The organism is Pseudomonas sp. IT-P258, assembly GCF_949767825.1.
GTDB classification, from domain to species: Bacteria; Pseudomonadota; Gammaproteobacteria; order Pseudomonadales; family Pseudomonadaceae; genus Aquipseudomonas; species Aquipseudomonas monachiensis.
Genome location: NZ_CATKPU010000021.1, coordinates 542,879 through 555,991, shown reverse-complemented (window position 1 = coordinate 555,991; position 13,113 = coordinate 542,879). Strand labels below are relative to the sequence as shown.

15 protein-coding genes are annotated in these 13,113 nt (G+C 59.8%); 5 read left to right on the top strand and 10 right to left on the bottom strand.

Annotation, left to right across the window (positions count from 1 at the left end):
- Window positions 1–199 precede the first annotated feature (199 nt).
- Window positions 200–1,384, top strand: a complete 1,185-nt coding sequence (gene cfaB / locus ACM6G4_RS09865; RefSeq protein WP_414913576.1) for a C17 cyclopropane fatty acid synthase CfaB — start codon at window positions 200–202, stop codon at window positions 1,382–1,384.
- Here cfaB and cls read toward each other — a convergent pair.
- Window positions 1,381–2,820, bottom strand: a complete 1,440-nt coding sequence (cls, locus tag ACM6G4_RS09860) for a cardiolipin synthase (protein WP_056726795.1) — start codon at window positions 2,818–2,820, stop codon at window positions 1,381–1,383. The genes cfaB and cls overlap by 4 nt on opposite strands.
- Before the next feature lie 132 nt (window positions 2,821–2,952).
- On the opposite strand from cls, the gene ACM6G4_RS09855 reads away from it, so the two are divergent.
- The gene (locus ACM6G4_RS09855) at window positions 2,953–3,474 is read left to right on the top strand and encodes a DUF3617 domain-containing protein (protein ID WP_056726796.1); all 522 of its coding nucleotides are present in this window, start codon (window positions 2,953–2,955) and stop codon (window positions 3,472–3,474) included.
- Between the two features lie 78 nt (window positions 3,475–3,552).
- Here the strand turns inward: ACM6G4_RS09855 and ACM6G4_RS09850 are convergent, their stop codons facing one another.
- The 7 genes from ACM6G4_RS09850 to ACM6G4_RS09820 form a co-directional block, all read right to left on the bottom strand.
- Window positions 3,553–4,431, bottom strand: coding sequence for a His/Gly/Thr/Pro-type tRNA ligase C-terminal domain-containing protein (locus tag ACM6G4_RS09850; protein ID WP_414913575.1), 879 nt, complete (start codon window positions 4,429–4,431; stop codon window positions 3,553–3,555).
- 119 nt (window positions 4,432–4,550) lie between these two features.
- Window positions 4,551–5,111: a carbonate dehydratase gene (locus tag ACM6G4_RS09845; RefSeq protein ID WP_056726798.1), complete on the bottom strand. Its 561-nt coding sequence runs from the start codon at window positions 5,109–5,111 to the stop codon at window positions 4,551–4,553.
- Complete coding sequence (locus ACM6G4_RS09840) at window positions 5,108–5,983, bottom strand: metal ABC transporter substrate-binding protein (protein WP_414913574.1); 876 nt, start codon at window positions 5,981–5,983, stop codon at window positions 5,108–5,110. Before ACM6G4_RS09840 ends, ACM6G4_RS09845 begins: the two co-directional genes overlap by 4 nt.
- 11 nt (window positions 5,984–5,994) lie before the next feature.
- Window positions 5,995–6,861 (bottom strand): metal ABC transporter permease, encoded by an 867-nt coding sequence (locus tag ACM6G4_RS09835; RefSeq protein WP_223443685.1) that lies wholly within the window; start codon window positions 6,859–6,861, stop codon window positions 5,995–5,997.
- A complete protein-coding gene (locus ACM6G4_RS09830; protein ID WP_414913573.1) occupies window positions 6,861–7,529 on the bottom strand; it encodes a metal ABC transporter ATP-binding protein in 669 nt (222 codons plus the stop codon). The genes ACM6G4_RS09835 and ACM6G4_RS09830 overlap by 1 nt, the downstream gene beginning before the upstream one ends.
- A complete protein-coding gene (gene folE2, locus ACM6G4_RS09825) occupies window positions 7,526–8,422 on the bottom strand; it encodes a GTP cyclohydrolase FolE2 (protein ID WP_414913572.1) in 897 nt (298 codons plus the stop codon). Before folE2 ends, ACM6G4_RS09830 begins: the two co-directional genes overlap by 4 nt.
- Before the next feature lie 145 nt (window positions 8,423–8,567).
- Window positions 8,568–8,945: a glutamine synthetase gene (locus tag ACM6G4_RS09820; protein WP_414913571.1), complete on the bottom strand. Its 378-nt coding sequence runs from the start codon at window positions 8,943–8,945 to the stop codon at window positions 8,568–8,570.
- Between the two features lie 142 nt (window positions 8,946–9,087).
- On the opposite strand from ACM6G4_RS09820, the gene zigA reads away from it, so the two are divergent.
- Window positions 9,088–10,293, top strand: coding sequence for a zinc metallochaperone GTPase ZigA (zigA, locus tag ACM6G4_RS09815; RefSeq protein ID WP_414913570.1), 1,206 nt, complete (start codon window positions 9,088–9,090; stop codon window positions 10,291–10,293).
- 15 nt (window positions 10,294–10,308) lie between these two features.
- On the opposite strand, the gene ACM6G4_RS09810 is transcribed toward zigA, so the two are convergent.
- Window positions 10,309–10,665, bottom strand: a complete 357-nt coding sequence (locus ACM6G4_RS09810; protein ID WP_414913569.1) for an NADH:ubiquinone oxidoreductase — start codon at window positions 10,663–10,665, stop codon at window positions 10,309–10,311.
- Window positions 10,666–10,692: 27 nt separating this feature from the next.
- On the opposite strand from ACM6G4_RS09810, the gene ACM6G4_RS09805 reads away from it, so the two are divergent.
- Window positions 10,693–11,664 (top strand): CobW family GTP-binding protein, encoded by a 972-nt coding sequence (locus ACM6G4_RS09805; protein ID WP_056726804.1) that lies wholly within the window; start codon window positions 10,693–10,695, stop codon window positions 11,662–11,664.
- Between the two features lie 4 nt (window positions 11,665–11,668).
- Here ACM6G4_RS09805 and ACM6G4_RS09800 read toward each other — a convergent pair whose 3' ends face one another.
- Entirely contained in the window at window positions 11,669–12,082 is a 414-nt protein-coding gene (locus ACM6G4_RS09800) for a DUF3301 domain-containing protein (RefSeq protein WP_056726805.1), read from the bottom strand.
- A gap of 119 nt (window positions 12,083–12,201) precedes the next feature.
- Between ACM6G4_RS09800 and pdxY the strand changes: the two genes are divergently transcribed.
- On the top strand, window positions 12,202–13,074 hold the full coding sequence (gene pdxY, locus ACM6G4_RS09795) for a pyridoxal kinase PdxY (protein ID WP_414913568.1): 873 nt from the start codon (window positions 12,202–12,204) through the stop codon (window positions 13,072–13,074).
- Window positions 13,075–13,113: the final 39 nt, after the last annotated feature.

Below are 13,113 nucleotides of genomic sequence, written 5' to 3'. Positions count from 1 at the left end.
GGTGATCACGGTGCTTAATCTTTTTTAGAACTGTGCGCCCGGTTCGTAGTCATTGGAAATGAGGGCACATCTTTTTGTGCGTTCGCGGCGGCAGGTGTGGGCTTCGCGAATCATTGAAAACGGCTGTTAATTCGATAGCCAGCTATTTTTCAAAGATGGTCTACCCTCTGATCAGACGTCTGAAACAAGGGGAATTTCCATGCTCGCGCAACTTCCACCGGCCTTACAGAATCTGCAATTACCGCTTCGCCTGAGACTCTGGGATGGTCATGAACTCAATCTGGGACCGGCGCCCAGCGTCACGATTGTGGTCAAGGATCCACAAATGGTCACCCAGTTTACCCATCCAAGCCTGGACGCCCTCGGTGCTGCGTTTGTCGAAGGCAAACTGGAACTCGAAGGCTCCATCAGCGAAGTGATCCGCGTCTGCGATGAATGGAGCCAGGCGTTGCTGGACGAAGACGACGACAACAAGCCTGTCCGTAGTGCACATGACAAAGAGACTGACGCCAAGGCGATTTCCTACCACTACGACCTTTCCAACGCGTTCTATCAACTGTGGCTCGACAGCGATATGGCGTATTCCTGCGCTTACTTCGAGACCGGCAGCGAAAGCCTCGAGCAGGCCCAGCAAGCCAAGTTCCGTCATTTGTGCCGCAAGCTGCGCCTGCAGCCCGGCGAATATCTGCTGGATGTGGGTTGCGGGTGGGGCGGATTGGCGCGTTATGCGGCGCGGGAGTTTGGCGCGAAAGTGTTCGGTATCACCCTCAGCAAGGAGCAGTTGGCCCTGGCCCGGGAACGCGTAAAAGCGGAGGGCCTGGAGGATCTGGTCGAACTGCAACTGCTCGACTATCGCGATCTGCCGCAGGATGGCCGTTTCGACAAGGTTGTCAGCGTCGGCATGTTCGAACACGTCGGCCACGCCAATCTGGCGGAGTACTGCAAGACCCTGTTCGGTGCGGTGAAAGAGGGCGGCCTGGTGATGAATCACGGGATCACCGCCAAATACACCGATGGCCGTCCGGTGGGACGCGGTGCCGGCGAATTCATCGAGAAATACGTATTCCCCAACGGCGAACTGCCGCACCTTTCAATGATCTCTGCCGAGATCAGTGAGGCCGGGCTGGAGATCGTCGACGTCGAAAGCTTGCGCCTGCACTACGCACGCACGCTCGATCACTGGAGCGAGCGCCTGGAGGACAACCTCGAAGCGGCGTCCAAACTCGTACCGGAACAAGCCCTGCGTATCTGGCGGCTGTACCTGGCCGGTTGCGCTTACGCGTTTGCCCGGGGCTGGATCAACCTGCACCAGATTCTCGCGGTGAAGGCCCACGCCGATGGCAGTCATGAACTGCCATGGACCCGTGACGATATCTACCTCTAGAGAACCGGCGAAATAAGCCGGGCGACCCGCATGCCGACCTGCTGCAGGCGGTGGGTCTCCCGGCCTTCTCCTTTGGCAATTTCGTGGGCGTTGGCGAAATCATCGTTGAGCATCTGTTCCACCTCGGCGGCAAAGGCGCGGTCGACGGTCAGCAGCATCACTTCAAAATTCAGCCGGAACGACCGGTTGTCCAGGTTGGCGCTGCCGATGGCGCTGATTTCGCTGTCGATCAACACCACTTTCTGGTGCAGGAATCCGGGCTCGTAACGGAACACCCGCACACCGGCGCGCACGGCTTCGAAGGCGTAGAGGCTGGAGGCGGCGTAGACGATTCGGTGGTCGGGTCGAGACGGCAACAGCAGCCGTACATCCACACCCCGCAGCACCGCCAGGCGCAACGCTGCGAACACGGCTTCATCGGGGATGAAGTACGGGCTGGTGATCCAGACCCGTTCCGTCGCCGCATGGATCGCTTCGACAAAGAACAGAGAGCAGGTTTCGTAGGCGTCTGCCGGGCCGCTGGCGAGCAACTGGCACAGCACGCCGTCTTCCGGGTAAACCTCGGGCAGGATCAGTGGCGGCAGGGCATGAGCCACCCAGAACCAGTCTTCAGCGAAAGACTCCTGCATGCACGCCACCACTGGCCCGCGCACTTGCACGTGGGTATCGCGCCAGGGGGCCAGGGGCGGTTTTTCGCCCATGTATTCATCACCGACGTTGTGCCCGCCGACGAAGCCGAGAATGCCGTCTACGACCACTATCTTGCGATGGTTGCGGAAGTTCACCTGAAAGCGATTGAACCAGCCACTACGGGGGCCAAAAGCCTTGACCTCGACTCCGCCATCACGCAAAGCCTGCACGTACCCGTTGGGCAGGGAGTGGCTGCCGATTCGGTCATACAACAGGTAGATCGCCACGCCTTCGGCGGCTTTCTTCAACAGCAAAGTCTGCAGGAGTTGGCCTAGGCGGTCGTCGTGGACGATGAAAAACTGGATCAGCACGGCTTCTTTGGCCTGGCTGATGGCATCAAAAATGGCGTCGAATGTCGCCTGGCCGTTGATCAACAGCCGCGTCTGGTTATTGGCCAGGCAGGGCATGTGTCCGAGCTTGGGCATCGCTCTGAGTGAGGCGTAGGCAGAAGAAGCACGGGCGGTGAGGGCTTCTTCTACCCAGGGTCGCCAGTTGAGTTCGGAAACGGCCTTGCGCATCTCCTCGTTGGCCTGCCGCCGCGCCTTGATATAGCCATCAAAGGTGCTGCGGCCGAACATCAGGTACGGGATCAGCGTGAGGTAAGGGATGAAAAACAGCGACAGGGCCCAGGCGATCGAGCCTTGGGCGGTACGGACGGTCAACACAGCATGTATGGCCGCGATCATGCCCAGCGAGTGCAACAGGGCGATGGTATAACCGAAAATATGCGGTCCGAAATAATCCATGGGGGCTGCCTTGCTCCTGAAGATTCAGTGCTTAACAGACCATGTTCCGTGCAGAATGTCGCTAATTAATTCGCCCATGAACCGAAGCTTGCGGCTGACGTCTAACGGCCACTACTGATCAGGAGTTACTCGATGAACGTTCGTCTGCTGGGTTTGGCCATGGCACTGGGTTTGGCACTTCCTGTGGCGGCTCACGCGCAAATGCTGCAACCAGGATTGTGGGAGATGACCACGAGCAACATGAAGGTCGACGAGCAGAATATGCCGGACCTGCAATTGATCCTCGGCCAGATCCAGAGCCAGATGACCCCTGAGCAGCGCGCCCAACTGGAAAAGCAGGGCATCACCATGGGCGGAAAAGGGATCCGGGCGTGCCTGACCCCTGAGCAGGTCAAGACCGACAACATCCCGCTGACCGATCCGCAGTCTGGCTGCAAACAGGAAATCACCGACCGCTCCGGCAATCAGTGGAAATTCCGTTTCAGTTGCCCGAGAGCCCAGGGTGCCGGCGTGGCGACGTTCCTCAGTGATCGCGAATTCACCACTAAGGTCAACGGGACGTTCAACGCCACCGGCATTCAGCAGAAGGGCAGCCTCGAATCCCGCGCCGTCTGGTTGGGGCAGGATTGTGGCACTGTGAAGCCGAGAGCTTAAAAGCTTCGTCGGATCGCCGCCCGGAGCAAGCCCGCTTGCTCCGGGCGTCGATCCGACGAAGGCGTCCACCCAGCCTCCCTAGATCCCCGGCCGACTCAACCACTCACACGCCGCCTCGACAGCCATCCGGCCAAAATCCTCCCCCGTGCGGCTGCGCACACTGACAAACCCCCCAGCCTGTTCCTTTTCACCAACCACGACCAGGTACGGCACGGTCTGGCTGTGCTGGCGAATCTTGTAGCGGACTTTTTCGTTTCGCAGATCGGCCTTGGCGCGCACGCCTTTTTGGCGCAAGGACTCGGTCACCGCTTGGGCATAAGTCGCCTGGCGGTCATCCATGCTCACGACGACCACATGGGGTGGAACGCGCCAGTGTTGCAGTTCCTGATGGCTGGACCAGCAGGTGCCGTAGATCCGTTGCTGTAACGTGCCGCTGATGTGATCGAGGGCAAAGGCCTGCAAGACTTTGGTGGTGGGGACGTGCGGTCCGTGACTTTGGTACTCGGTGTCCCCCAGACGGTACAGCGGCACTGCTTCGCGCGCCGGCCGTCGACGGATCGAGTGATTGGTCGCTGCCAGTGACTGCATGCGCGCTTCGATGAGGGGCAGGTCTGCCGGGGTCAGCGGTTGCTCGACTGTGAACTCGTAAAAGAAACCGTCACCCAATTCCTTTCCCGCACGCATTTGCGCATGAGGGTGCAGTTGCTTGACCGCCATGGCCAGCATCAACGCGCAGGAGCGGCGCAGGATCTCCAGGCCATCCGGCTCCCGGGGCGTGACAATGCTGACGCGGGCATCCGCCTCGATCAGGTATTCGCAGTCCACCAATACACCATTGACTCGACCCGCTACGGCTGCGCTGGCCAGTTCGGGACCGATGCTGGCGGCCATCTCGTGCACGGACAGTGGCTGGTCGTATTCACGCAATGAACCATCGGGCAGGGTGATCTGGATCATGGTCGGCGTACTCAGTGCTTCTAACGAGCGTTATCGCATAAACCGTTGGGGTAAACATTAAGACGTTTGTCGTGCCAGGCAATTTGTCCTGACACGATGACTGTTTTTGGCCACCCGCGTCAGAACTCGTTTTGCAGGGCTTTGTAGCCGCGCACCAGATCGACGTTGGTGCGCGCCACGTCTTCGGAAAACTCCGAGGCACTGACACTTACCGGCGGGTATTGCGAGAGGTCGGTGTTGGGGCCAATCCGCGTGGTGGAGGGCACGTAGAAGGCTTCAGGCAGGTCACGACCGTCCACCACCGAGTTGTGCCGCACCACGCAACCGTCACCGACCACACAGTTGAACAGTACGCTGTTGAAGCCGATGAACACTCGATTGCCCACGATGCAGGGACCATGCACGATCGAGCGGTGGGCGATGGAACTGAACTCGCCAATGGTCACCGCCGCACCGGATTTGGAATGGATCACCACGCCGTCCTGGATGTTCGAGTTGGCACCGATGGTGATCGGCTGCATGTCGCCTGAGTCATCGACTTCGTCTGCGCGGATCACCGCGTAGGGCCCGACGAACACGTTCTCGCCGATCACCACTTTGCCGCAGATGATCGCCGTCTTGTCGACGTAGGCCGACTCGGCAATCAGCGGTAAATCTCCGGAAGGGTTCTTGCGGATCATGGCTTGCTCAACGCGTTGTACAGGGTGTTGAGGTTGTACTCGAACAACCCGGTGAAGGTGCTGGCCGGACCGCTTGCCGCCAGAGCATCGGAGTACAGCGTGCCGCCGATCTGCGCGCCGCTTTCATCCGCGATCTGCTTGAGCAGGCGCGCGTCCTTGATGTTTTCCATGAACACCGCCTTGACCTTGGCCTGACGAATCTGGGTGATCAGTGCGGCCACTTCGGCGGCTGAAGGTTCGCGCTCGGTGGACAGGCCTTGAGGCGCCATGAACTCGATGCCGTAGGCTTGGCCGAGATAACCGAAGGCATCATGGGACGTGACGATCTTGCGGTTGCCCGGTGGCAGTGAACCGAGCTTGGCCTTGGCTTCGGCGAGCAGGGCATAGACCTGTTTCAGGTACACCTGGCTGTTGCGCTCATAATCGGCGGCGTTCGCCGGGTCGGCGGCAATCAGCGCCTTGGTAATGTTGGCGATGTACAGTTCGGTGTTCGCCAGGTTATGCCAGGCGTGCGGATCAGGAACGGTTGCGCCGTCTTCATCCAGGCTACGCGGGATGACGCCGTGGCTTGCGCTGATGACTGGCACCCGGGTCTCTGTGCTCGTTACCAGGCGATCCAGCCAGGGCTCGAAACCCAGGCCGTTCTTGATGATGAGCCTGGCCTTGAGCAGCGCTTTGGCGTCGTCCGGTGTCGGCTCGTAGGTATGGGCATCCGCGTCCGGGCCGACCATGTTGGTGATCTGGATATGCTCCTTGCCGACCTGGCGGGTCATGTCGGCAAGGATGCTGAAGCTGGTGACCACCTGGAGTTTTTCGGCGGCAGACAGCGACATCGACACCATCAAGCTGAGCAGCACGAGTAAAGCGCGCATCGGGTAACACCTCATTGGGATGTGAGCAAAGGCGGGCGGCGCAGCAAGCCGTGCACCGGCCCGAACACAACGGACAGCAGATACCCGCCGCCGGCCACCAGCACGATTGCCGGGCCACTGGGCAGCGAGTAATAGAACGAGATCAATAAACCGAGCCACACCGAGAGGCTGCCGAGCAAGGCGGCGACGACGATCAGCACCGGCAGACGACGACTCCAGAAGCGCGCCGCGGCGGCAGGCAGCATCATCAGGCCGACCACCATCAACGCGCCGATCGCCTGGAAACCGATGACCAGATTCAACACCACCAGCGTCAGGAATACGCCGTGGGCCAAGGGGCCGAGTCGGCTGACCGTTTGCAGAAAAAGCGGGTCGAGGGTGTCGAGCAGTAGTGGTTTGTAGATCAATGCCATGGCCATCAGGCTCAGGCCCGAGACCCAAAGCATGCCGGTCAAGGTCGGGCCGTCGACCGCCAGCGCCGAGCCAAATAACAGGTGCAACAGGTCCAGGCGTTTGCCGGCGATGCCGAGAATCAGTACGCCACCGGCCAGGGAAATCGGGTAGATCGCCGCGAGGCTGGCGTCCTCTCGCAGGCCGGTGCGCCGCGTAATCCAGGCTGCAAGGCCGGCCATGCTCAGGCCGGCGCCGAGACCGCCGATGGTCAACGCCGGGAGGCTCAAGCCGGCAAACCAGAAGCCCAGGGCCGCACCGGGAAGGATGCCGTGGGCGACCGCATCGCCGATCAGGCTCATGCGCCTGAGGATCAGAAACACTCCAAGAGGCGCCGTACTGCACGCCAGGAGCAAACCGCCCAGCAGCGCCCGACGCATGAACACGAACTCGTGGAACGGTTGCCAAAGATGCGCGGCAGCGATCATCAGGCCACCTGCGTTTGTGGTGGTTGGCTGATCAGTTCGGTGCTCGGACCGTATACGCAACCGCTGCCTTTGATCTGCAACGTGTGTGGGATGTGCTCGCGGACAGCGGCGAGGTCATGGCACACGACCACCTGTGTCCGGCCTTCAAGGTGCCATTGGTGTATGTGCTTCCAAAGCAATGCCTGGCCGATTTCATCGAGGGCCGCGTGGGGTTCATCCAGCAACAGCAAGGGTGCATCGGTCAGGCTCAATCGGGCGAGCAGGGCGCGTTGCAATTCGCCGCCGGAGAGGGCCATCAACGGTCGATCTTCCAGGCCGTTCAGGCACCAGTTTTCAAGGACGGTTTTCAGTCGTTGGCTACGGATCTCCGGTGACTGTTTGCTGCCCCAGAAACCGGCGGCAATCAATGCCTGAAGGCTGATCGGAAATTGCCTGTCCAGGTGTTGTTGCTGGGGCAGGAACGACACACTGCGCTTGAGTGGAACACTCAGTCGAACCTTTCCGGCCAACGGTTTTTGCAGGCCAGCGATGACCTTCAACAGGCTGCTTTTCCCGGAGCCGTTCGCACCGATGATGGCGGTCAGGCTGCCCTGCGACAGTTCGAGGTCCAGCGCTGGCGTGAGTGGCTGCCCCGGTGCGCCCCAACGTAAAGCGTGGCAAGCAATCATGCGAGCTCCCAGTTGAAACGGCTTTCGGCTACAGCGTCATGGGCGTGCAGGCTTTCGGCGTGGGTCACACGAATATGGAAGGCATTGATACCTGTGGAGCGCTTCAGGGCCTGATTCAAACGGCGTGCGGCGTCCTCGCAGAACATCAGGTTCTGACCGTTGGCGAGGGCGAAGGCCTGTTCGTCGGCGCGCTTTACCGCTGTTTGAACGGCGGTGCCGAGCGCGGCTTCGGCGTCGTTGATGATGGCGATCAGAGGCAACTCGTCCAAAAAATCGGCCAACCGTACGCGCAACTTTGCGCTGCTGCGTTGGCTGTGGGGGGTAGCGACGATGCCGTTCGGGGAGCCGAGCCAGGCTAAAACGTCGGCGTGTTGCGGTGGCTTGTTGGCGAAATCATCGATGAACTGCTGCTGAATCAACTGTCGAGAAAGGGCTGCGGAACACGGGCAGGTTGAGGAATAAGGCACGTCGATTTTTAGTTCCACGTGGAACATTGCGTTTTTCAAGCGCGCTTCGATGGTCACTGGATAGCTTTTCCAGCCGGCCAATGGACTGATCAGCGCCGGCCTTTTCAGCAACAAATCGGCGTGAATGCTTAGGTGTGCGCTACTCGACAGCCCTTCATGACTATCAAGAAAGCGCTGCAAAACCCGCCGCAATAAAACCGGTGAAAGGTTTTCCTGCTCCAGCAATTCAAGCGCCAGATAGAGCCGTGACATATGAATGCCGCGCGCGTTGCCATCGTCGAGGCTAACGCCGGCATCGGCTTTTACGTTCAATCGTTGGCCATCAAAAAAAACGGGAAGAGCAATGCCGCACATGCCCACCCACTCGAGTGGAAGGGCTTGGCGTGAGGCCTGCGCGGCGATATCCGGCAGAGTCAGCGCATTCATGAGCAGGTCCATCGTGGGAGTTGATTTGTCATGTTATAGTATAACAATAAAATCGGCGATGCCTTTTTCATGAACGGACTTTCATCACGCGCAACCACCACATGCTCAGCCTGATTTCACGCCATCAACAGAAAAACAAAGAGGCCTAACAGCCAGCGATCCGGCTGCAAGTGAATCTGGCGCTGCTGCCTCCGGAGCTGGAAAACCGGTTGATCGTGGTCCAGCCGACGCGCCGGTTGTAGCCGACCCAGGCCTCACCATCGGAAGCGATACCGGTAAAAAACGTCAGCTGGCCGTAGCGGCTGTTGGTCTGCGCCCAATAGCGTTTTCCGGCCGTTTCGAAGCCCCGCAGATAAAGGGTGTTGCCGACGGTGTTGACGCTGTAGGCGTTGCCCTGCGCATCCACGCAGGCCAGCAGATTGGCGCTGCGGGTGCATTTGGCCAGGGTCGGGACCTGTGCCATCGCGTCGGCAGCCACCAGCAGGGAAAGCATGATCAATGCAGATTTAAGGGCGTTGCGCATGGGCTTTCTCGCGAGGGGAGCGGCGTTCAGCATCCTGTCCTTTGCACTGCCGGGCAAGAGGGGATGGTTTATTTGCATTGTTACAGTATAACATTATGTAGGCCCGACACAGCGACCGGGCATCCCTGTGAGGAATATGCAGATGTCCAATCGACTTCCCGTGACCGTTCTCTCCGGCTTTTTAGGCGCCGGAAAAAGTACACTTCTTAATTACATACTACGTAATCGCGATGGGTTGCGAGTTGCAGTCATCGTCAACGATATGAGCGAAATCAACGTCGATGGCACCGAAGTCCAGCGCGATGTCAGCCTGAATCGCGCTGAAGAACGGTTGGTCGAGATGAGCAACGGGTGTATTTGCTGTACGTTACGTGAAGACTTGCTTGAGGAGGTGAGTCAACTCGCCAGGGAGGGTCGCTTCGACTATCTGCTGATCGAGTCCACCGGTATTTCCGAACCGCTGCCAGTAGCGGAAACCTTCACCTTTCGCGATGAAAGCGGCCAAAGCCTCAACGACATCGCCCGTCTCGACACTATGGTCACGGTTGTCGATGGCATGAACTTCCTGATCGATTACCAGGCTGCCGAAAGCCTGGCTTCCCGAGGAGAAACCCTTGGGGAAGAAGACGAACGTTCGATTACCGATCTGTTGATCGAGCAGGTCGAGTTCGCCGATGTGATTTTGCTCAGCAAGATCGACTTGATCAGTAGCCACCAACGCGAGGAGCTGATCGCGATACTTGAGCGGCTCAACGCCCGGGCGGAGATCATTCCGATGGCGATGGGTGAAATCCCCTTGAACAAGATTCTCAACACCGGTCGTTTTGACTTCGAAAAGGCTGCCCAGGCACCGGGATGGCTGCAGGAACTGCGCGGCGAACACGTGCCGGAAACCGAGGAATACGGTATTGCTTCCAGTGCTTACCGGGCGCGCCGGCCGTTCCATCCGCAGCGTTTCTTCAACTTCATCGACGGTCCTTGGGATAACGGCAAGCTGCTGCGCTCCAAGGGCTTTTTCTGGCTGGCGAGCAAGCACATGGACGCCGGCAGCTGGTCTCAGGCCGGTGGTTTGATGCGCTATGGTTTTGCCGGGCGCTGGTGGCGCTTTGTACCGAAAAACCAATGGCCGCAGGACGAAGAAAGTACCGCCGGGATCATGAAAAACTGGACCGCCGACAGCGGAGACTGCCGCCAGGAACTGGTGTTCATCGGCCAGGACATCGACTTCACGCAACTCACGGCTGAGCTGGACGCATGCCTGCTGACCGATGAGGAAATGGCGCTGGGCGTAGAGGGTTGGCGTTTGCTGCCTGATCCATTCGGCCCTTGGTACGAAGAAGCCGCCTGATCCACTACTGGCGCTTCAAGGCTTGAGCCAGGTGCCCTGGCTCCGGGCCTCGCAGTATGGCTGCAGATACGCCGCGTCGGTGGCAACGCCGTAATAGTGAATATCCTGTCGGTAGGGCATATTGGCGACTTGGGCGTTGCTGCAGATACCAAATGCGCCGCCGGGGCATTGATCGACGTACTGCACATCGACTTTCTGTCCCGCCAGGTTTGGTTGGCAGAAACCATCGGCGAAGAGCTTTGGCGGGATGTTGCGGTTCTGCTGGCAAACCTGGACATCAAGCCGCTCGCCCTGGCTGTGAACCACACAAGCCTGGGCCAGCGCCTCGCCTGAAACGAGTGCCAGGAGCAACGACAAGCCGATCAACCGCATCCACCACCTCCTCAGAAATCATCAACCATGCTGCAGAATATCCCCACTCATGTCATTGCCGGCCCGTTGGGCGCCGGCAAGACCAGCCTGATCAAGCACCTGCTGGCCCAGCGCCCGGCTGGCGAGCGGTGGGCAGTATTGATCAACGAGTTTGGCCAGATCGGTCTCGACGCTGCGCTACTGACCCAGGACGCCGATGGTATCGCACTGGGGGAAGTGGCCGGGGGCTGCTTGTGTTGCGTCAACGGTGCACCGTTTCAGATTGGTCTTGGGCGCTTGTTGCGCAAGGCACAACCGGATCGGCTGTTCATAGAGCCCTCGGGACTGGGGCATCCGGCGCAGTTGCTCAGGCAATTGAACGAAGCGCCGTGGCAAGGCGTGTTGGCCGTCCAGCCTTGTGTGCTGGTGGTGGATGCCCAGGCGCTCGCCGCAGGCAAACCGCTGCCGGATGTTCAGCAGCAAGCGCTGGGCCATGCGGGACTGCTGCTGTTGAACAAGTCTGAAGGTCTCGAAGAAGACATCCGCCAGCGAATCGCCGGGCAATTGCCGCCGCTCCCCCTGTGCTGGACGCAACAGGCGGCTTTACCCTTGAGCGAGTTGCCGGGGTTGAATGCCAAAGCGCGGGCAGGTGTGGATAACTTCGTCGTGCCCAAGGGATTGGCGCAGCTGCCGGCAGTCTGGAGCGATCCCGCGTTGCCCATTTGCCTGCGTCAGGAACAGGACGGAGGCTGGAGCATCGGATGGCGTTGGCACCCAAGCCAGGTGTTTGATGCCGCTCTGGTTGGCCGGTGGCTTGAAAGCCTTGGCTGGAGGCGGGCGAAGCTGGTTATCCACAGTGCCAGCGGCTGGATCTCGGCGAACGCGGTGGATAACTCGGCGCTGGACTGGCAACCCAGTGAATGGCGGCAGGATTCGCGTATCGAGCTGATTTTCAGTGAAGCGCAGAATGCAGAACAGTTGCAGCGTGAGCTGGCTGCGTGCCGATCCGGATCGGGTTAACGGCTCAAGGCCGCCACTTGGTATGGTCCTGACGCCACTGACTCAGCTCGATCACTTCCGCGCGAGGTTTCGCCACGTCGACCACTGGTTCGGTTTCGTCGAACGGGACCGGGTAGGGCGCCAGTTCAATCTGTGCGCTGTGAGCGCCGAACTGGGTGATGGTGCCGTTGTGGCGGCTTTCGCCGGTTACGGTGAATTCGAAGTTATACACACGGGCCAGGCGTCGCCGACCACTGGCATCCTTGATGAAGGCGATTCTTTTCAAGGCCACGTTGCCGTCTAGCAATTCAATCCCGAGCTTGCCGCAATGCTGCTTGACCCGTTCCAGCGCGCGCTCGCGCAAGCCGTGGTTGTGCCATAGCCATGCGCCGGCAGTGGCGAACAGCATCAGCACGAATATATTTCCAAGGGTCAGCATCAACAGGGTGCTCCAACAAGATAGTGTCAGCTTAACTGTGTCGCTGGTCTGTCGTACAGGCTGCGTTTAGTCGCATACTGCGCGGCTAGAATTTCAATCGTTTTACGGAAATCCACCGCATGAAACGTACACCGCATTTGCTCGCTATCCAGTCCCACGTGGTATTCGGTCACGCCGGCAACAGTGCCGCGGTTTTCCCGATGCAACGGGTCGGGGTGAATGTCTGGCCGCTCAACACCGTGCAGTTCTCCAATCACACCCAGTACGGTCAGTGGGCCGGTGAAGTGCTGGCGCCACACCAGATTCCTGACCTGGTCGAAGGCATCGCGGCGATTGGCGAGCTGGGCAACTGCGATGCGGTGCTCTCCGGTTACCTCGGCAGTGCGGCCCAGGGCCGGGCGATCCTGACGGGGGTGGAGCGGATCAAGACGATGAACCCCAAGGCGCTGTACCTGTGTGACCCGGTCATGGGGCATCCGGAGAAGGGCTGCAGTGTTCCGGCGGAAGTCAGTGATTTCCTGCTGGAAGAGGCTGCCGCCGTGGCGGACTTCATGTGCCCGAACCAATTGGAGCTAGACAGCTTCTCCGGGCGCAAGCCGCAATCGCTGTTCGATTGCCTGGCAATGGCGCGTGCATTGCTGGTGCGCGGTCCGAAAGCGGTGCTGGTCAAGCATCTGGACTACCCCGGTAAACCGGCGGAGGTCTTCGAGATGCTGCTGGTGACGGCCGAAGGCGGCTGGCATTTGCAGCGCCCGTTGCTGGCGTTCCCGCGTCAGCCGGTGGGCGTGGGCGATTTGACGTCCGGCCTGTTCCTGGCCCGTGTGCTGTTGGGCGACAGCCTGGTGGCCGCGTTCGAGTTCGCGGCGTCGGCGGTGCATGAAGTGCTGCTGGAAACCCAGGCCTGTGCCAGCTACGAGTTGGAACTGGTTCGGGCTCAGGATCGGATTGCGCATCCGCGGGTGCGGTTCGAGGCGACCTCGATCAGTTTTTAATCAGATTTGGGCAGAAAGATCGCAGCCTGCGGCAGCTCC

Coding starts and splice junctions, on each gene's coding strand:
- ACM6G4_RS09845 (WP_056726798.1), bottom strand. CDS start 5,111: ATGATCCGCAAGAACCCTTCCGGAGATTTACCGCTGATTGCCGAGTCG.
- ACM6G4_RS09840 (WP_414913574.1), bottom strand. CDS start 5,983: ATGCGCGCTTTACTCGTGCTGCTCAGCTTGATGGTGTCGATGTCGCTG.
- ACM6G4_RS09850 (WP_414913575.1), bottom strand. CDS start 4,431: ATGATCCAGATCACCCTGCCCGATGGTTCATTGCGTGAATACGACCAG.
- ACM6G4_RS09830 (WP_414913573.1), bottom strand. CDS start 7,529: ATGATTGCTTGCCACGCTTTACGTTGGGGCGCACCGGGGCAGCCACTC.
- ACM6G4_RS09805 (WP_056726804.1), top strand. CDS start 10,693: ATGCTGCAGAATATCCCCACTCATGTCATTGCCGGCCCGTTGGGCGCC.
- ACM6G4_RS09820 (WP_414913571.1), bottom strand. CDS start 8,945: ATGCGCAACGCCCTTAAATCTGCATTGATCATGCTTTCCCTGCTGGTG.
- zigA (WP_414913570.1), top strand. CDS start 9,088: ATGTCCAATCGACTTCCCGTGACCGTTCTCTCCGGCTTTTTAGGCGCC.
- cls (WP_056726795.1), bottom strand. CDS start 2,820: ATGGATTATTTCGGACCGCATATTTTCGGTTATACCATCGCCCTGTTG.
- cfaB (WP_414913576.1), top strand. CDS start 200: ATGCTCGCGCAACTTCCACCGGCCTTACAGAATCTGCAATTACCGCTT.
- ACM6G4_RS09800 (WP_056726805.1), bottom strand. CDS start 12,082: ATGCTGACCCTTGGAAATATATTCGTGCTGATGCTGTTCGCCACTGCC.
- folE2 (WP_414913572.1), bottom strand. CDS start 8,422: ATGAATGCGCTGACTCTGCCGGATATCGCCGCGCAGGCCTCACGCCAA.
- ACM6G4_RS09810 (WP_414913569.1), bottom strand. CDS start 10,665: ATGCGGTTGATCGGCTTGTCGTTGCTCCTGGCACTCGTTTCAGGCGAG.
- ACM6G4_RS09835 (WP_223443685.1), bottom strand. CDS start 6,861: ATGATCGCTGCCGCGCATCTTTGGCAACCGTTCCACGAGTTCGTGTTC.
- pdxY (WP_414913568.1), top strand. CDS start 12,202: ATGAAACGTACACCGCATTTGCTCGCTATCCAGTCCCACGTGGTATTC.
- ACM6G4_RS09855 (WP_056726796.1), top strand. CDS start 2,953: ATGAACGTTCGTCTGCTGGGTTTGGCCATGGCACTGGGTTTGGCACTT.